At 57.1% G+C, this 17,837-nt stretch carries 19 protein-coding genes and 1 riboswitch; of the genes, 3 read left to right on the top strand and 16 right to left on the bottom strand.

Annotation, left to right across the window (positions count from 1 at the left end):
- Window positions 1-366: 366 nt before the first annotated feature.
- The 3 genes from PM3016_RS04770 to PM3016_RS04760 all read right to left on the bottom strand — a co-directional run bounded on the left by PM3016_RS04770 (window position 367) and on the right by PM3016_RS04760 (window position 2,514).
- Window positions 367-1,140, bottom strand: coding sequence for a thiazole synthase (locus PM3016_RS04770; protein WP_014368615.1), 774 nt, complete (start codon window positions 1,138-1,140; stop codon window positions 367-369).
- Window positions 1,141-1,169: 29 nt separating this feature from the next.
- Entirely contained in the window at window positions 1,170-1,370 is a 201-nt protein-coding gene (gene thiS / locus PM3016_RS04765) for a sulfur carrier protein ThiS (RefSeq protein WP_013914790.1), read from the bottom strand.
- Between the two features lie 98 nt (window positions 1,371-1,468).
- Window positions 1,469-1,609, bottom strand: a riboswitch (TPP riboswitch).
- A gap of 20 nt (window positions 1,610-1,629) precedes the next feature.
- Window positions 1,630-2,514 (bottom strand): nucleotidyltransferase-like protein, encoded by an 885-nt coding sequence (locus PM3016_RS04760; RefSeq protein WP_013914789.1) that lies wholly within the window; start codon window positions 2,512-2,514, stop codon window positions 1,630-1,632.
- Between the two features lie 134 nt (window positions 2,515-2,648).
- Between PM3016_RS04760 and PM3016_RS04755 the strand changes: the two genes are divergently transcribed.
- Window positions 2,649-3,002 (top strand): DUF2614 family zinc ribbon-containing protein, encoded by a 354-nt coding sequence (locus PM3016_RS04755; protein WP_014368614.1) that lies wholly within the window; start codon window positions 2,649-2,651, stop codon window positions 3,000-3,002.
- 73 nt (window positions 3,003-3,075) lie between these two features.
- Here PM3016_RS04755 and PM3016_RS04750 read toward each other — a convergent pair whose 3' ends face one another.
- The 7 genes from PM3016_RS04750 to PM3016_RS04720 form a co-directional block, all read right to left on the bottom strand.
- Window positions 3,076-4,800 (bottom strand): glycosyl hydrolase family 18 protein, encoded by a 1,725-nt coding sequence (locus PM3016_RS04750; RefSeq protein ID WP_014368613.1) that lies wholly within the window; start codon window positions 4,798-4,800, stop codon window positions 3,076-3,078.
- A gap of 134 nt (window positions 4,801-4,934) precedes the next feature.
- Window positions 4,935-5,384 (bottom strand): Fur family transcriptional regulator, encoded by a 450-nt coding sequence (locus tag PM3016_RS04745; RefSeq protein WP_014368612.1) that lies wholly within the window; start codon window positions 5,382-5,384, stop codon window positions 4,935-4,937.
- Window positions 5,385-5,448: 64 nt separating this feature from the next.
- Complete coding sequence (locus tag PM3016_RS04740; protein ID WP_014368611.1) at window positions 5,449-6,684, bottom strand: DUF4097 family beta strand repeat-containing protein; 1,236 nt, start codon at window positions 6,682-6,684, stop codon at window positions 5,449-5,451.
- Between the two features lie 12 nt (window positions 6,685-6,696).
- A complete protein-coding gene (locus PM3016_RS04735) occupies window positions 6,697-7,332 on the bottom strand; it encodes a hypothetical protein (protein WP_013914784.1) in 636 nt (211 codons plus the stop codon).
- A 14-nt stretch (window positions 7,333-7,346) separates the two neighbouring features.
- The gene (locus PM3016_RS04730) at window positions 7,347-7,832 is read right to left on the bottom strand and encodes an anti-sigma factor family protein (RefSeq protein WP_014368610.1); all 486 of its coding nucleotides are present in this window, start codon (window positions 7,830-7,832) and stop codon (window positions 7,347-7,349) included.
- On the bottom strand, window positions 7,783-8,385 hold the full coding sequence (locus PM3016_RS04725) for an RNA polymerase sigma factor (protein ID WP_014368609.1): 603 nt from the start codon (window positions 8,383-8,385) through the stop codon (window positions 7,783-7,785). Before PM3016_RS04725 ends, PM3016_RS04730 begins: the two co-directional genes overlap by 50 nt.
- A gap of 109 nt (window positions 8,386-8,494) precedes the next feature.
- A complete protein-coding gene (locus PM3016_RS04720; protein ID WP_013914782.1) occupies window positions 8,495-9,187 on the bottom strand; it encodes an MgtC/SapB family protein in 693 nt (230 codons plus the stop codon).
- Window positions 9,188-9,370: 183 nt separating this feature from the next.
- Between PM3016_RS04720 and PM3016_RS04715 the strand changes: the two genes are divergently transcribed.
- Window positions 9,371-11,086 carry a hypothetical protein gene (locus tag PM3016_RS04715; RefSeq protein WP_014368608.1) on the top strand — a complete coding sequence of 572 codons (1,716 nt, stop codon included), beginning with the start codon at window positions 9,371-9,373 and terminating at the stop codon, window positions 11,084-11,086.
- Here PM3016_RS04715 and PM3016_RS04710 read toward each other — a convergent pair.
- The 4 genes from PM3016_RS04710 to gatC all read right to left on the bottom strand — a co-directional run bounded on the left by PM3016_RS04710 (window position 11,061) and on the right by gatC (window position 14,941).
- The gene (locus tag PM3016_RS04710) at window positions 11,061-11,507 is read right to left on the bottom strand and encodes a GNAT family N-acetyltransferase (protein ID WP_013914780.1); all 447 of its coding nucleotides are present in this window, start codon (window positions 11,505-11,507) and stop codon (window positions 11,061-11,063) included. The two genes, PM3016_RS04715 and PM3016_RS04710, sit on opposite strands and share 26 nt — an antisense overlap.
- 191 nt (window positions 11,508-11,698) lie before the next feature.
- Window positions 11,699-13,150 (bottom strand): Asp-tRNA(Asn)/Glu-tRNA(Gln) amidotransferase subunit GatB, encoded by a 1,452-nt coding sequence (gene gatB / locus PM3016_RS04705; protein WP_014368607.1) that lies wholly within the window; start codon window positions 13,148-13,150, stop codon window positions 11,699-11,701.
- Between the two features lie 18 nt (window positions 13,151-13,168).
- Window positions 13,169-14,623, bottom strand: a complete 1,455-nt coding sequence (gene gatA, locus PM3016_RS04700) for an Asp-tRNA(Asn)/Glu-tRNA(Gln) amidotransferase subunit GatA (RefSeq protein ID WP_014368606.1) — start codon at window positions 14,621-14,623, stop codon at window positions 13,169-13,171.
- A gap of 30 nt (window positions 14,624-14,653) precedes the next feature.
- Window positions 14,654-14,941 carry an Asp-tRNA(Asn)/Glu-tRNA(Gln) amidotransferase subunit GatC gene (gene gatC, locus PM3016_RS04695; protein WP_014368605.1) on the bottom strand — a complete coding sequence of 96 codons (288 nt, stop codon included), beginning with the start codon at window positions 14,939-14,941 and terminating at the stop codon, window positions 14,654-14,656.
- 178 nt (window positions 14,942-15,119) lie between these two features.
- On the opposite strand from gatC, the gene PM3016_RS04690 reads away from it, so the two are divergent.
- Entirely contained in the window at window positions 15,120-16,172 is a 1,053-nt protein-coding gene (locus tag PM3016_RS04690) for an EAL domain-containing protein (protein WP_014368604.1), read from the top strand.
- A gap of 183 nt (window positions 16,173-16,355) precedes the next feature.
- Here PM3016_RS04690 and PM3016_RS04685 read toward each other — a convergent pair whose 3' ends face one another.
- Both PM3016_RS04685 and PM3016_RS04680 read right to left on the bottom strand, forming a co-directional pair.
- The gene (locus tag PM3016_RS04685; RefSeq protein ID WP_014368603.1) at window positions 16,356-16,730 is read right to left on the bottom strand and encodes a hypothetical protein; all 375 of its coding nucleotides are present in this window, start codon (window positions 16,728-16,730) and stop codon (window positions 16,356-16,358) included.
- 197 nt (window positions 16,731-16,927) lie between these two features.
- Window positions 16,928-17,803: a LysR family transcriptional regulator gene (locus tag PM3016_RS04680; protein ID WP_013914774.1), complete on the bottom strand. Its 876-nt coding sequence runs from the start codon at window positions 17,801-17,803 to the stop codon at window positions 16,928-16,930.
- Window positions 17,804-17,837 lie beyond the last annotated feature (34 nt).

Here is a 17,837-nt window from a genome sequence, read left to right as displayed (position 1 = left end):
TGACTCATTTTGAAGCTTGGCAGAAACTCATCGCTGAGTCTCTATATTTAACACTCACTCGTTGTTCAGTTTTCAAAGGGCAATTCCGACAACAATCCTCATTTACAAACATTTGAAGTTTTGTCGTTTGTTGTCACCTCGTTTAGCGGCGACTTTTATAATGTATCACATCTGCCTATTCAATTGCAAGCTTTTTTTAAAAATTTATTTTCGGCCTGCGGCTTGTCGAAGAGTTTCGGACAAGCGGTTTGAAGCGGCGAGAGTTAATTTATCATATCCCCTTTTTAGATGTCAAGCTTTTGTAAACAAAAAAGAAAAGCCGTGTATGGAAGTCCACCCACGGCCTATAGTTAGGATTCCCTTGTTCTACTCAATCATTCCGATCTCAGGACTGCTGGCGGAAGCATAGCGCTTCTTCGGAATCCGGCCCGCAAGAAATCCTTTGCGTCCCGCTTCAACGGCCAGCTTGAAGGCCTCCGCCATCAATACCGGATCCTCCGCCCCCGCAACGGCCGTGTTAAGCAAAACCCCATCCGCCCCGAGCTCCATGGCAAGCGCCGCGTCCGCCGGACCGCCGATACCCGCATCGACGATGACAGGGACCTTCGCCTCCTCAATGATAAAGCGCAGATAGTTCGGATTAATGATGCCTTGTCCGGAACCGATCGGGGAAGCCCCGGGCATCACAGCGGCCGCTCCCGCCTCCTGAAGTTTGCGTGCCAGAATCGGGTCATCAGAAGTATACGGAAGAACGATGAACCCTTCTTCCACAAGAATCTTGGTTGCCTCCAAGGTTCCGACAGGGTCTGGAAGCAGTGTACGCGGATCACCGATCACTTCCACCTTAATCATGTCGCATAATCCGGTAGCCTTGGCAAGCCGCGCGATGCGGACCGCCTCTTCCACCGAATAAGCCCCTGCCGTATTCGGCAGCAAAGTGAACTTCTTTAGATCCAGCGTTTCCAGGAAGTTCGGTGCTTCCGGATTATCGATCGGCAGACGGCGAATGGCAAAGGTTAGGACTTCCGCCCCAGAAGCCTGCACCGCTCTGTTTTGAACACCGAGATCATTGAATTTTCCCGTGCCGAGCAGAAGCCTCGATTGAAATTCATAAGGTCCGATTTTTAACGTTTCGCTCATGGTCATTTCCCCCTGTACTGGTCAGTCTGTCAGCCCCCGCCGACAAAATGGACGATCTCAATTCGGTCGCCGTCGTTCAGCCTGGCATCTTCGTATCGGCTGCGGTCCACAATCTCGCGGTTCAATTCAACCACAAGAATCTTGTTCTGCAGCTTAAACACGGACAGCAGCTCCGCAACCGTCGCTGCGCCCTCCACTTCTCTCGACTCCCCGTTTACGATCAGATTCACTGCTTCACCCCCTTCAGCCATAGCCGGACAACAAAAAAAGGCCAGCCCGGAGCAGGGCTGACCGAATGTCAACATGGCGTTATGCGGCCATAGAGATTGCTAGCATTCGACCACTTCCCTACGCTGGCATAATCCAGTGACGCCCTTACTTCTTCGGGCTGCCGTATCAGGTTCCAAGGGTCAAAGAATCCGCTTCTTTTTCTCAGCCCCGCATGTCAGAGGCTCCCCTAGTGGCTATTTGGTTGTTACTGCCATTATATCACACGTTTGCGCTTTTAACATCCTTATATCGGAGTTCCAGCAGTGTAAGGTCTTCATCCATCGTATAAGCGACTTCTTTGGCCAGTGATTTCTTCACCAGCTTGTTCATGAGCAGCGGAAGCTCGGTGCGGATATCCGCCAATTTGGGCTGCTGCTGCAGCTCCTGCAGACTCCAAGCCTCCTCGCGGCTGGCCAAAACTTCAAGAAGAAGCTTGCAGCACCGCTCCATCTTCGACATGATCGAGAATTCGCAGGCAAGCAGAACCAGCTGCACCCGCTGTTTCAGCGTTTCTTTGCTGAGCGTCAGTTCTTCGTACAGTTTGTATACGCCAGGATTGATGTTCTTCACCTGACGCCACACGGTGACTTCCGGATGACTGCCGGATTCAATAATGACAATATGGGCCCAGTGATGCAGGGCTTCCAGAATATTATTATAGGCATCGAGCAGGTGGTCTTCGAGTATATATTCCTTGCTCTGCAGATAGCTTCTCAAGAACTTGGAGAATTCGATCAGCAGCTTATGCTCCCTGAGATCGACGGGGAATTCAAGGACTTTGTGCCGCAAACTCTCCAGGTACATCTCCCGGTCCAATAGAATCTCCCCTTTTAGAATCCAATAGATAATGTTCCGGTGTTCTCCATGAAGAATCAAATCGGTAAGCGTATCCGGACTGACCCAACGTTCTTGTATACGCCGGTCGTCTCTTATATAATGAATCTGTTGATGACTGCGCTCATTGTCGCGGCAGACGATCAACAGCAAGATATCAAATCCGTCGGTTACGGCCGAAAACGAAGAAGGGTTGTCCACCGCTGAAACGCTGATTACCGTCTGGTCCTGCCGGAACCGCTGCACCCAATCTTTTTTTATGGATTCCATGAACGAGAAAGCCTCCTGACAATAGGACACATAGTTCGATATTGTTTAGTTCTACATTGACACGCGGTTTCCTGCCATCGTCCGATGACAAACCTCACAATCTTCTATATCTCGCATGAAAGTAGTGAATGGGCATGAGATTAAAATCCAGTAAAGTGAACGAATTCCGGCTCTGGGGGCTGCTGCTGACCATGGGGGGCATGGCTCTGATGATCGTAGGCCTCGCCGGCATCGTATTCGAATGGGGCATTGCAGGCCGGTGGATCGCCGCGGTCAGTATGGTGATCGGCGCCATCGCCATGCTGGTATCCATGGGGATATATTTTGCGGCTGGCATGATGTCCACAAGTGCCACGGTGGTGGAATGCCCCGAATGCGGCAAACCGACCAAGATTCTCGGCAAAACGGACCGCTGCATGTACTGCAAAACGATCCTGTCGCTTGATCCGAAGCACGCCCCTGCCGAGAGCGGCAGCGGAACGCTGTAAATACACAAACAAGGGCTGTCCCGCTAGCAGATCTATCTGCTTGGGACAGCCCTTTCTTTTGCTGCAGCACCGATTAAGGCTTGAGCGTGCTGCGGATCCACTCCCAGGCATTCGGATTCTCGTACCCTCTGCGCCAGGAAGCGACTCCCGCCAACTTGTATTTCTGAGCCAAGGCCACACGGGCTTTCACGGAGGTTTCGTCCTCGATCCAGATCCGGTTGCGCTTGCCGTCTTCCTTATACTCGATATAGTTCTGTCCCGTCTCCTTGGAGAAGGTCTGCGTCAGCTTCTTCTCCTTCGTGATCCGCTGCGGCATATCCATGAATACCGCTTTCGCGTCGACTACCGTCTTGCCATTCTTGACGGTCTCCGTCCAGACCCTCGTGTAAAAAGGAATGCCCAGGATCAGCTTGGAAGGCGGGACCTCATCTTCCTCAAGCAGCCCGAGAAGCGACTTCTCCACCCAAGGCAGCGAGGCTACAGACCCGGCTACCGGACTGCTGTCCCAATGCTCGTCATAGGCCATCAGCATCATGTAATCGATCGTTTGGGCCAGTGCCTTGCGATCATAGAATTTGGACCAATTCGGGCTTTCCGACCGCGGTGTGACATCCATCGATACGACAAGTCCCTGTTCATGCAGCAGCGGCGTCAGCTCGCGGACGAACTGGACCAGGTTCTGCTTGTCCGACAGATTGACATTCTCAAAGTCAATATTAATCCCTTGAAGCTTGTACAGCGCGGCGTAGGAGAGAAGCTGCTTGATCATCTTCATCCGCTTATCATAAGTGGCCAGCGCCGCGGTAGTCCGTTTGGGATCGAACCCGTTGCTGAAGAGCCCCCAGATATGATACCCCCGCTCATGCGCCCAATTCGCATAAGCCGCATCCCCAAGGTTCTTGAGATTCCCTTCCCCGTCCTGAAGATGGAACCAGGTAGGCGAGATGACATCCAGTCCCGGCATCGGTCCGATGGCGGACGTATCCGGATTCTTCGTCAGCACGTGCTCCCATGTCACATGAATGGGACCCGTGAGCGGTTTCTGAGGTTCAAATTGGGCCGCCGCCTTGGGCTCGGGAAGCACCTCTGTCCCGTCATCAACCAGCGTATCTCTGGGCACATAACCCAGATAGCCGTTCGTCAGCTGAATCCGGTACCAGTCCCCTTCTTCCCCCCATACCATGACCCGCTCACCCTGCGGAAGGTCGCTGTAGATGGCCGCCTTGACTGACGGTTCCTTTCGCATAGAGATTGTGCGCTCGGGTTTATCCGGCCAGGAGACGGTTTTGTGCCACCGGATCTCGTCTCCAGGCTTCACCAAGATGACGGCACCGGTCTGGCCCGATTCCCTAAGTTCAATGCCGTATAGCTCTTTGAGCGGGTCCATCGGCAGATAGAGAACCCCCTCCTCGGACTTGACCATGGGAAAACGGAGCTGGAACGGCTTCTCATTAATCTTGGCCGTAAGCTCGCTTGTGCGCAAACGGACTACTTTGTCCTTCGTTGTAATAATGGCGGAATCGCTGGATGACTCGTATAGGAGTGCTTCATCAATCGTTTCTTTTACCGTGTCGAGTGCAAGCTTCAGGCTTTCCTGCTTCCCCATGGCTCCCAGCTCAAGCTGCTGTCCCTGATGGAATACGGGTTTCTCGATTCCTTGAAAATCCGGCTTCTCGTGAAGGAAATTCGGGACATACCGAATCCATACATACGTTCCAAGCAGCGCGCCGCAGAGCAGCGCCAGAAACGCAAGCTTCCACGGAGCCCTGCTGCGTCCAGTTCTTGATCCTCCGAACATTCCCACTCCCGGGGTCACCTCTCTAATCTGCGTTCATATAGATATAGACGATGCTGCAAAAGAAAAGGACGCATCCGCCCCGCCCTCTGGCGGAATAACCGAATACGTCCCTAAAAATCATAAGTCAATCTTCATCACACGTTCGCACTGCCCGCCTGCGCACAATCCGCACAAACGCCGTACAGCTCGACCCGGTGACTCTTCACGTGAAATCCCGTCTTCTCTCCGGCAACCTGTTCCAGCTCATGCAGCGGCTCATAAGCAAAATCAACCAATTTGCCGCACTGCTCGCACAGACAGTGATAATGGTCCGAGAGGTCCGCATCAAAACGGCTGGACTGATCTCCGTACGTCATCTCACGGACAAGCTTGGCTTCTATAAAAACTTTGAGATTATTATAAACCGTAGCCACACTCATGCTGGGAAAACGGGGTGACAGAGCCTTATAGATCTCATCCGCCGTCGGATGCCCCATCGTACTGAGCAGGAAGGACAAAATGGCGTGTCTCTGCGGAGTCATACGGACGCCCATATTCTTAAGGGTATTCAGCGCTTCTTCCAATCGATGGTTCATGGTGTTCATGGTGTTCACCGCCATATTTCAAGAAGGTATATCTTTTAATTCTACCCGGACTGCCATGAAATTGTCAATGAGCCTCTTTCAGGGTGACCGAGCCATCGGTTTCGATCCGAACCGTGTGCTTGCCTGTTCCAATGCTGCCTTGAACCATATCCTCCTGTACCGTTAACGGAAGCTCGCTTTCGACCCTGCTATGCCGTCCCTCGCTCTCCACCCGGTAGTCCCCCTGCGCCGGGAATTCCAGTTCCACTTTTCCGTTGCTGGTACGGACCTCCCAGTTCCCTCCTACTTCTGGTGAAGAGGCCTCGACCGTACCATTTGTCGTACGGGCCATGAATCCCTGGGTTACCCCCTCCACCGTAATGGTCCCGTTCGTCGTTGCCGCTTCCAGACTCCCCGTTATCGATTCGGCGCTGAGCTTGCCGTTGGTTGTACGCAGAACCGCATTCCCGCTGTGCCCCTTCACGTCAATCCGTCCATTGGTGCTCTGAAGATTCAGGTTCCCCTGGGTATTCCCGGCCTCCATCCTGCCGTTCGACGTCTTCAGCTGAAGATCCCCCTTCAAGGATGTGAGTGTAACCGAACCGTTGGTCGTCTCCCCCCGCATCCACTGCCGGAGCGGCAGTTCTTCGGCTTCGATGCTGCCGTTCTCAAGGGCCAGCTCGACATTCAGAGGGTGATCCGCCGGTACCGTCACGGTCAGGTCGAGCCGCGGCTTGTTCTGAAGCCACACCAGACCGCCCTCCTCCTCTCCGATGGTCTTGAGGACGAGCACTTTGTCCGCGGCGTGATACTCGAGACGGGACGCCTCGGCGATCTGCCGGGCTTCTTCATCGCTCTCCTTCAGATGAACCGAAAGGGTCGCTTCCACTTGGCTGCCCGCACTGCCCTGCTCGAGCTTGACGCTCCCCAGCCGGTTTTCGATCCGAAGAGTCTCCAGCTCCGCCTGCAGCGGAATGCGAACCGTCTCTTTATCCATCTTATTCGTTCCCGTACCCTGCCCGAACGATTCGGCCAGCCGGAAACCGGTCCAATTCCGGAAGAGCTCCGGAGACTGCGTACCCGCAATAACGACAGCGGAAAGAAGGACAGAGAAGATCAATCCTCCCACATCCAGACGGATCGGCTGCTCCGCTCCCTTCCGGTTGTACAGGATATATTCGAGCCCCAGGGTGATGAACAGGACAGGCCACCACTCGGCCAGCTGCGGGGTCCACGAGGTTCCCGTCGTTTTGTCGGCAATAACAGCCGTTCCTACGCCAATGAGCAGCAGCGCTGCCGTATAACGGCCGGCCTTGTGCATAAGGTTCTCCCCTTACTTTTTCATGGTTTCTTTGATGAGCATATAAAGGCCGGCGCCGATCAGAACGAGCGCCCCCGCAGAAGTGCCGAGCAGCTCCATAAGGCGGTTCAGCCACTCCGGCTTGCCTGCAGTCAGGAACAGGAGCGCCCCGGCGCCGATCAGCAGGTACCCGAAGCCACGGCCGCCGGCATGGGAACGCCTCGCTTCCGGCGGAGCCAGTGGATCCGCAGAAGCTGTACGGCCAAGCGGACCCGGACCGTCATATCCGTTAACCCGGTCGGTCTGCTGCAGGGCGTCGAAAATATTGTAAAAATAGATGACCGGCACAAGCAGCGAGAACAGCACGATCAGCGGGATATTCGTCTCCGCGTTCACGGCAAAGAATACGATCGCGAAAATGTTCATGATAAAGAGCAGCATCATGCCCATCCCGCGCTGCATCAGCCCGAGATACAGCTGCCCGGTTCCCGGGATCAGAAACGAGAGGAGTCCTGCGATCCACTTGCGTTTGTAGGGACGGGGGGCGAATAAGGGATCGAAGGGCTCGCGCCTTGACCCGCTTCCGTTCCACCGCTCCATCCGCTCTCTCAAAAATACATCTTCTTCGTCTTCCTCACGCCGCTGCGGGTGGTCAGGTTGTTCAAACATTGGGGAGCGCCTCCTTAAGACAGCAATTGCTGCGAAAACGTTTGGACGGTCTGAAGCCAAACCATGGTGCCCTGCCGGACTCCCGCCTCCAGCCGGTCGGAGTCCAGTGCAGCCAGGCGGCCGACAAGACCCGAGGACACGAACATCAGCGTTGCGGCCATTGCGATGGCCCCGTGCACAAGTTCTCTCCTCCAGTACGGCTTAGCCGGTTTAGCGGTCGGGGCGTTTCCCGGTGGGCCGCTGCCGCGGGAAGCTTCGGCTTCCGCATTGCCAAGCCCTTCCTCCCGGAGAGCGGCCATCACACGGTCGCTCAGGCCGGCCGGTGCCTCAAGCAGCTCCAGGTCTGCGAGCTCGAGTTCGACGGCAAGCAGGGCGGAGAGCTTCCTTCGGCATGGAGGGCAGCTCGCCAGGTGGCGCCGGACGCGCCGGTTCTCCAGCTCGGTCATATGATTATTCAGGTAACGTTGCAGATCTTGTTCGTTTGGATGCATGATGTTCATGACCCCGCACCTCCAGCCATTTTTCCTTGAGCAGCGATTTGCCGCGGTACAGCCGGGTCTCCACCGTCTTGAGACCCAGGCCTGTCACTTCCGAGATTTCCTGATAGGACAGCTGCTTGTAATGATACAAATACAGAATCAGTTTATACTTGTCGGGCAGTCCGGCCAGCAGGCTCTGAACGGTCTCCCGGTCCTCCGACTGGAGAAGACGGGCCTCCGGCTCTTCCCTCCGGTCTCCGAACCAGCCCTTCACTTTATCCAGAATCGCTTCAACGGGCCGGCGCTGCCTGGATCGCCGGTAGTCAGTCACGAGATTGACCGTCAGCCGGTAAAGCCAGGTCTTCAGCTGCGAGTCGCCGCGGAACCGGTCCAGATTCCGATACAGCTTGATAAACACTTCCTGCGTCAAATCCTCGGCGGTTTCCCGATGTTCGACCATACGATAGATCAGCGTATAGATGTAATCCTTATGACGCTCCATGAGTATCCGATACGCATCTTCATCGTGCTGACGGACCAGGTCGACCAGCTGTTCATCCGTCATGTCTTCCATCGATTCACCGCCCTGCTTTTCGTTATACACCCTATTAGACGCCGCAAAGCAAAGGACCCCTTCACCTGCGCAAAAAATATTTGCGTTCCTCAGGCAAGGGATCCTCACATCAATCGCAGGACACCGATCTGACACCGGATAAATGCTTCAGATCCTCGACCGTATCGGCGATCTTCGCATCCTTGCTGAGCCGGACGGTGAAATGGATCAGGAGCTGCTCCTCTTCCTCAGTCGAGACTTCCTCCACGGAAAGCTTCTGGATGGTGTTCCCCTCCTTGCCTAGCACCCCGGAAATCTGACCGATGAGGCTGGGTCGGTCCAAAGCCACCAGCTTGAAGTGGCGGAGCTTCTTCGCACGGAAATACTTCTTCTCCACCTGATTGAGCACAAACAGGCTGATCAATGAAAGAAGGCACGCCAGAGCCGCTGCAAAATAGAACCCCGCGCCGTTCGCAAGTCCGATCGCCGCCACTACCCAGAGCGAGGCCGCGGTCGTCAGTCCGGTAATCGTCTTCCCCGTATACAGGATGGTGCCCGCCCCCAGGAAGCCGATGCCGCTGATGACCTGTGCAGCCAAACGGGCCGGATCAAGCCGGACATTATCCAGCTTGGCGAAATCGGAGAAGCCGTACATGGAAAGAAGCATGACGAGCGTAGAGCCGAGGCAGACGAGAATGTGGGTCCGAAGCCCTGCCGCATGACTGCTCTGTTCCCTCTCGAAACCGATGATCCCGCCAAGAATGACCGACAAAATTAGCCGCAGGGCGATATGAAGATAATCGATAGACCAGGGATCGTACATAAGCAGTCGCCTCCTTCTGGATGTTGAACCCTTATTGTACCATGCGCGCGCCCTTCACCGCAGACCGCGGCAAAAAAACATTGACAAGACAGCAGGCTGTATTACACTGAGAAATAAAAATGAAACGTTTAAATGCGAATTTCCTTCGTAAACTCAACTCCGTTTCAGGAAGGCAGGAACCCTATGACGCCTGTAACACCCGTACAAGAGAGAAGACAGCAGGTCCTCCGGCATGCTGCGGAACAAGCTTTGACGCTTCCGCTCCTGTCCAGCGGCTTATGGTTTCACTCCGATCTGCGTGACAACTTTTATTTTGCGACCCATTTGTTCGCCTATACAGCAGACGGAGCGGAGTCTTGGGCGCCCTCCCTCCGAAGCTCGGGCCGGGACCTTGCAGCCGACGTATTAAGACGGGTTCTGCTCCTGCAGGACCGCGATTCCTCCAGTGCTACGTACGGCCATTGGCCGCTGCATCTTGGTGAAACCTCAACGGAAGCAAAGCCCCATCCGCTTCCGGTGGAGCTGATGGGCTGTCTGCTCCTTTTATTCTATGAGCGGTACGGCTCCAGACTTCCTGAAGATTTGGCAAATATGATGAGCGCCTCACTCGAGCATCTGTACCGGAGCCCGGTATACAGGCATCGCCTGCATGCCTTGAACCACCATGAGGCAAAGCACACGGCTCAGAAGCTTCTGCTTGGCGAGCGGTTCTCAGACGAGTCCCTCCTGCAGGAGGGCAAAGCCTGCACGCTCCGGATCCTGGAGCAGATCGAAAGGTTCGGGTTCAAAGAATACGGCTGCCTTCCCTGGCATTGGCACTGGATTCAGGCCTTCACCTGCGTCTGGGAGCTCGCTGAAGATCCTGAAACGCGGAGCCTTGTGGAGCAGCTGCTCGAGAAGCTCTGGCTTCTGCGGGCCGAGGCGTATGTGCCGGGAGCCTGGGCCGGCGCCCGTTCGAGGGTATGGCCGCATGATGCCCCGCGGGACAGAAATACGTCTCACGATTACATTCAATTCGGCGATTTCCCTGCACCCACGGCTTTTCCACGGCTGGAAGGCGCGGCGCTGTTCACGTATGAAGTCTCCGGGGCGGTCCGGAATACGGCGGCGGCTTCCGTCCGGCCGCATGAGATCTGCCGCAGGATCGGGTTCGCGGGTGTAGAAGGACCGGCCGAAGCTTGGGCGCACACGTACCTGTACCGTACCCCGGATTACGCCCTCGGCGGGATCTGGGAACGCAGGGAGGAATTCGATAACGAACAGATCCGCTGGGCCCTCACGCTTCCTTTATCCGGCCGCCGGTCACAGGAGTCGGTAAACCAGCTCCTCTTCTTCCATCCCGGCGCGGACTACCGGGAAGGGGATGACCGTCACGCCAGCCCTTATGGAGAGGTCCTCTTCCACCGGGGAACGGTAGTTCAGCTGTGGTCTCTCCCTGTCGGCTGCCCCGGGGATACAGCGGACTTCCTGGTCGGATGCCTCCCCAAGGGGGCGTGGCACTTTACGGAGAGCGGCGGTTCGGCCCGGCTGGACAGCGGCGTGTTCCTCTCCTTCCGGCTGCTCCACGGGTACACCGTTACCGAGAAGCTGGATCGTTTCTCGCTGTCCTCCCCACTGAGAGGCGGAGCCGGCGGAGTGATCCTGGAGGTTCTGAGCACTCCGGAGGCAGCACTGCTCGGGATACGAACCGGCGAGGAGTGGGCCGCGTATACGGAGGATGCCAGCCGCATCCCCCAATGGAGGACGGCAGGCCCCGGATCCCTGTCGGTGTGTTATAACGCACATGACGACAGCCGGCTGTTCCTCGAATTGGAGGAAGGCCGGCTGAAGAGCCGCACGATAGAAGGATCACCGCCGGAGCTTGCGGCTTACCTCATTTCTGGAACTGCATCAGGGTAACGCCGGGGGCGACTACGTGCACCTTGTGGGGCACGTAGCCATGCTTCTCGTAGAGCTTGACGGCCGGCTCGTTCCTGGTCCCGGTGGCTACGCGTATGGGCATGCCCGGCGGAGCGAACGTCTCCATATGCTGCAGCAGCCGGGAAGCGATCCCCCGCCGGAAAAAATCGGGATGCACCATCATGCGGCAGATGAAAAACTCTTTGCGGCACTGCTTGCAGGCGCCCGCTCCCACAAGCTGCTCCCCCTCGTAATATCCGAAGAAGGATTCCCCGGAGTCCTTCAGGGTCAAAGGGGAATCCAGCAGCGGAGGCGCATCCTCCATGCCCATCAGTTCCGCTTCCAGGCGGTAGGCCGTCTGCTGGAGCTCCAACAGCGGCAGCACCTCCGACATCTTGTTCAGGTCGATGTTTCGTATCATCCCGAAGCCTCCGATCCTCCAGCGCGAGACGAGCGTCCGCGAGTGATGCGTTCCCTGTTATTCGCGATAAAGGGCTTTGAGCCCTGGCGAGATATCCTATGCTTAGACTTTTAAAAAAGTGGTATCCCTGCGCGGAAAGGGAGCCTTATGCCCTCTCTCCAGCCGGTATACCACTTCTTTGAATGCTATGATTATGCTCCGTTCAGCTTCTCCAGAATCAGCTTATTGAGCATACCCGGGTTGGCCTTGCCTTTGGTTTCCTTCATCGCTTGTCCGACCAGGAAGCCAACGGCCTTCTCCTTGCCCGCCTTATAGTCGGCAACCGACTGCGGGTTGTTCGCAATGATCGTATCGACGATAGCCGCGATGGCGCCTTCGTCGCTGATCTGCACGAGCCCCTGCTCTTCGACGATCACCTGAGGATCCTTGCCCGACTCCAGCATCGCTTTGAACACCGTCTTCGCGATCTTGCTCGAGATCGTGCCCTTCTCGATCAGGCCGATCATCTCACCGAGGCCCTTGCCCGTGATCTTCACGTCTTCGAGCTCCAGCCCGTTCGCATTCAGATAGCCGAGCAGTTCGCCCATAATCCAGTTCGACATGGCCTTGGCGTCCTGCGTATACTTCAGACTCTCCTCGAAGAAGTCCGCCAGCTTCATCTGCGAGGTAATGACCTCCGCATCGTAGCTCGGCAGATTGTACTCGCCGACATAGCGCTTCTTGCGGGCATCCGGCAGCTCCGGAATCGAGGCGCGCACGCGGTCCTTCCACTCGTCGCTGATATGCAGCGCCACAAGATCCGGATCCGGGAAATAGCGGTAGTCATGCGCCTGCTCCTTGCCGCGCATGCTGAGCGTCTTGCCCTGGGCTTCATCCCAGCGGCGCGTCTCCTGCACCACTTCGCCGCCGTTCTCCAGCACATCCGCCTGGCGCCACTCTTCATACTCCAGACCGCGCTGTACGCCGCGGAACGAGTTCATGTTCTTGAGCTCGGCCTTCGTGCCGAACTTCTCCTGCCCGTAAGGACGCAGGGAAATGTTCGCGTCGCAGCGCAGCGAGCCCTCTTCCATCTTCACGTCCGACACGTCGCAGTACTGCATGATCGCACGGATCTTCTCGAGATACGCGCGGGCTTCCTCCGGCGAACGCAGATCCGGCTCCGAGACGATCTCGATGAGCGGGGTGCCGACGCGGTTGAAGTCCACGAGGGACGCATAGCCGCCGTCCACGTGCGTCAGCTTGCCGGCGTCTTCCTCGAGATGGACGCGGGTGATGCCGATGCGCTTCGTCTCGCCGTTCACTTCGATGTCGATCCAGCCGTGCTCGCCGACCGGCTTGTCGTACTGCGAGATCTGATAAGCCTTCGGGGAATCCGGGTAAAAATAGTTTTTGCGGTCAAACTTGCTCTCCGTTGCCACCTGGCAGTTCAGCGCCATGGCCGCCTTCATCGCATACTCCACCGCCTGTTTGTTCAGGACGGGAAGCACGCCCGGGTGACCGAGACAGACGGGACACGTATGCGTGTTCGCCGGGGCCCCGAATGCGGTGGAGCAGCCGCAGAAAATTTTGGACTGCGTATGCAGTTCGACGTGCACCTCGAGTCCGATGACCGTTTCATACTTCTTGTCGGTTGCTGCTGTCACGTAGGTTGCTCCTTTCGGTTACAGCGACGGGCGCTGCTTGTGGAAGTCGGTGTTCTGCTCGAACGCGTGGGCCACACGGAGGACCGTGGACTCGTCCAGCGCTTTGCCGATGATCTGCAGGCCGACCGGCAGACCGTCCGCAAAGCCGCAAGGCACCGAAATCGCCGGGATGCCGGCCAGGTTCACCGGAATCGTCAGAATATCGTTGAGGTACATCGTCAGCGGATCGTCCACCTGGGAGCCGAGCTTGAACGCAGGCGTCGGAGCCGTCGGGCCGATCACCACATCGTACTTCTCGAACACCTGATCGAAGTCGCGCTTGATCAGCGTGCGTACCTTCTGAGCCTTAAGGTAGTAAGCATCATAGTAGCCGGAGGACAGGGCATAAGTGCCGAGCATGATCCGGCGCTTGACTTCATCGCCGAAGCCTTCGCTTCGGGACTTCGTGTACATATCAATGAGGTTCTTCGGGTTCTCCGCACGCACGCCGTAGCGCACCCCGTCAAAGCGGGCGAGGTTCGAAGAAGCTTCCGAGGAAGCGAGCAGATAATAAGTGGCTACCGCATATTCGGAATGCGGCAGGGAGACTTCCTCCACCACCGCCCCAAGGCCTTCGAGCACCTTGAGTGCCGAAAGTACGGCATCCTTCACCTTCGGATCGATGCCTTCGCCAAGGTATTCCTTCGGTACGGCTACACGCAGCCCCGTCACATCACCCGTAAGTGCGCTCACGTAGTCCGGAATCTCCGTATTCAGCGAGGTCGAATCCTGCGGGTCGTGACCTGCGATCGCCTGAAGCAGATACGCGCTGTCTTCAACGTTCTTGGTCAGCGGGCCGATCTGGTCCAGCGAGGACGCGAATGCCACGAGACCGAAGCGGGACACAAGGCCGTAGGTCGGCTTCATGCCGACAATGCCGCAGTAAGCGGCCGGCTGGCGGATGGAGCCGCCCGTGTCGGAGCCCAGAGAGAAGAACACTTCGCCTGCCGCCACCGCCGCGGCCGAACCGCCGCTAGAGCCGCCCGGCACATACTCGGCGTTCCACGGGTTCGTGGTCGCGTGGAAGCTCGAGTTCTCGTTCGAGCCGCCCATCGCGAACTCGTCCATGTTGAGCTTGCCTACCGATACCGCCTCGGCGGCCTTCAGCTTGCGGACCACCGTCGCGTCGTAAATGGGGTTGTAATTCTTGAGAAATTGGCTGGCACAAGTCGTCGTAACGCCTTCGGTAACGATGTTATCCTTGATCCCGATCGGCAGCCCGAAAAGCAGCCCCCGGGTTCCGCCCGATGCTTGTCCGTCCAGCGTTCTCGCCGCCGCGCGGGCATTCTCCTCATCCAGTGTAAGGAATGCGCGTACCTGGCCATCCACCGCGGCGATCCGCTTATAGGACTCGTCCACCAGGTCCGAGACCGTAATTTCCTTGGCATGAAGCTTGTTATGTATTTCCTGCAAACGTAATGTTAACAAAGACAAGCGGACATCCTCCCTTCCCTGACCCTTCCTTTATTCAAGCACAGCCGGCACTTTGATCTGGCCGTCTTCTTCATCCGGTGCGTTCAGCAGCACTTTCTCGATCGGCAGCGATTCCCGCCGCTCATCCTCCCGCAGCACATTCACCAGCGGCATGGCATGACTGGTCGGCTCGACGCCGTCCGTATCGAGCTGATTCAGCTGTTCGGCATACTTCAGAATCGCGTTGAGCTGCTCGGTGAAGCGTTCCTTCTCTTCCTCCGACAGCGCAAGCCTCGCCAGACCCGCTACATGTTCGACATCCTTGATGGTGACACTCATGGTCTGCACCTCACTCTCTTCCAAATCATTCTTATTATTATAGCCCAGATGCACCGGGAAACTCAATGACCGTTCAAGGTGCAGGAAGGGATTGCAGATAACAAATGAAGAGCCGCCCTCCGATAAAAATAAGAGAAGAGCAGCAAGCCTGCCACCCTTCATAAAGGAGAGAACAGTTATGGAATGCTCCGCGTGCAGCCGGGTTGCACCGATCGAGGACCGAGGTATCGTTACCGTCCGTTCCGGCCGCCCCGAGGTGCAGCATAAAATCAACGGGCACGTAAGAACCGGCGGCTCCTTCTCACCCGTTACCTTCCGCTACGAATCACAGGAGGAGCTGCTCGGGAAGCTGCACGAGCTGCAGCTCGCCCTCTCCCCGGAAGAAAGGGAGCAAGTGCTTCTTACCATCGCCGGAGGGCATGGCCAAGGCGAAGGCAAGCCTGCGGCCGTGTCTCTGAACCACTTTTTTGCCCGGCTGGAGAATCACGGCCTTGTCCGGCTCATCATGGAAGCGGACTTCACAAGCCACATGCAGCCGATCGTAGAGATGGAGACCGGAGAGGTCTTTGCCTACGAATTCCTGCTCCGCGCAGCCGAGGACGGTCCGTCGTTCCAGCCGTATCAGCTGTTCCGGACCGCCCAGGCAACCGGACTGCATTCGTTCCTGGACCGCGCCGCCCGCATCTCCGCCATCGAAGTCAGCGCCAGGCATCTGTCTCCCGGAACGAAACGCTTCGTAAACTTCCTGCCTTCCTCGATCTACAATCCGAATTACTGCCTGAGCCACACGTTCGCGGCCATCGACCGCTGCTCGCTGGATCCGGCGGATTTTGTGTTCGAGGTGGTGGAAACCGAGCGCATTGAGGATATTGCACATCTGCGCAGCATCTTCAAGGTATACCGGGAGCACGGCATGAAGGTGGCGCTCGACGATGTCGGCTCCGGCTTCTCCACCCTCGAAGTCCTGACCGCCCTTCAGCCGGACTTCGTCAAGATCGACCGCGGCCTCGTGGACCGCTGCGACCAGGACGAAGGGAAGCAGGAGCGCATCCGCGAAATTCTGGAGCGGGCCGCCTCCTTCGGCGCCTCCGTGCTGGCCGAAGGCATGGAACGCCGCGAGGAGTGGGAATACTGCCGCAGCGCAGGCATCCGCCTGGCCCAGGGCTACCTGCTCGGCAAGCCGGCGGCGGCGCCTCTTGCCGGCGGAGCCCGTCCCGCTCCGTGGCTGTGACGGCAAGGCCGCACGGCAGCAGCCACATTCCCCGGCATCAGGCGGTCCCAAGCCCGAGGTCGGAGGATTGTGGGGTTAGCCGCAACCATGGATGCCGGATTCACTGCACCGTGCCTTACCGGCAAAAGAAAAACCGGCTTCGCGCATCCCGTTAAGGGCTGCCCGCTGCCGGTTATTTATGTGTTAAATCCAGGCCTTGAGGCCGATTTGTTTGATAAAATCCTCATTGGACTGCACGTCCTTGACCGGCTCTTCGGCGATCTCGCCGTCCCCGTTCATGATGCGGCGGAACAGCTCCTCATTCTTCGTCGCCAGGGCGAAATCGATGAGGGACTCGCGCTCAAGACGGTCTACCTCCTGCTGCACCAGCACTTCTTCCATCTCCACATCGGATGCCGGAACAAACACATGCTTATTCAGCTTCGGGATGCGAATGACATAATCGAATACGTTGTCTGCATTGCGTTCATAAGCGATGACATACCCATACTCACCGATCGGCAGATGCTGCTCAAAGCTGTCTCCGACGATATAAACCTTTTGTCCCAAACGCAGCATGGACGTTCCCCCTCCTGGTTCAACCGGCCCTTGCTTCTGATTCATGAATGATATCTTGTATATAAATCATAGAGTATCCGATAGTAAATGCCCATGAATCTTACCTGCAATGGTGGCAGAGCTTCATTATGATTCTAATCATATTATCATTATTTGAGAGGATAGGCAATGATAGAAACCGCCTTATTCCGACAAGACTACCTGGAGGATAATAGTCCTATAAAAGACTGCAGGGAAGCGGAGACCCATTTCTTCGGATGATGGATCAGCTGCGTGTAAAAGGGCGGTCCCGGCAGCCGGTAAGGAAGGACGGCCAGCTTGCCCGAAGCCAGCTCCTCTCTGACGGCGATAGCCGGCAGAAGCCCGACCCCCAGCCCGTGGACCAGACACTGCTTGATAGCCTCCACGCTCCCCAGCTCATACGCGAACAAGTAAGGCACGCCCTCCCCGCGCAGTTCCCGCTCCAGAGCGGACCGGTACGTGCAGCTCTCTTCCGTCACGATCATCGGGTGGCCGCCAAGCGCTTGAGTCTTCAGGGGTTCGGCCGAGCCGGCGAGCGGATGATCCGGGGCGGCCAGCAGGACGAGTTCTTCCTCCCGCAGCTGCAGGCAGACGAACTCTCCGCCCGTGTAGGCCCGGTCCAGCATCAGGCCGACATCGCATTCGCCTTCACGGACCCGGGCGATGATCTCCGCCTCCGAGCCCGGCTGAAGCACCACCTGAACCCCCGGGTACAGCCTGCGGAAGCGCTGGAGCAGCGGCGGCAGGAAGAATGCGGCCAGCGTCTCGATCGTACCGATCACGATCCGCCCGGAAGCCTGGGCGGAGACGGCCGCTTTCGCCTCCTCGTGCAGCTGCAGCATCTCCCGCGCGTACTTCAGCAGCTCTTCCCCGGCCTGCGTCAAGCGGATGCCGCGCCCGAAGCGTTCGAACAGCGCAGCGCCGTATTCCCGCTCCAGCTTCTGGATCTGTGCCGTTACGCTGGACTGCACATAGCCGAGCTCTTCGGCCGCCTTCGTGAAGCTCCGCAGCCTTGCCACCAGACAGAAGGTGTGAAGATAAGTAAGATCCATGATCATTCTCCTTCGCAAAAACAACGCCGACCGT

The organism is Paenibacillus mucilaginosus 3016 (assembly GCF_000250655.1).
Classification (GTDB): domain Bacteria; phylum Bacillota; class Bacilli; order Paenibacillales; family NBRC-103111; genus Paenibacillus_G; species Paenibacillus_G mucilaginosus.
Note: the sequence above shows the minus strand (reverse complement) of the source record. Positions and strands in the feature narration are given on the sequence as shown.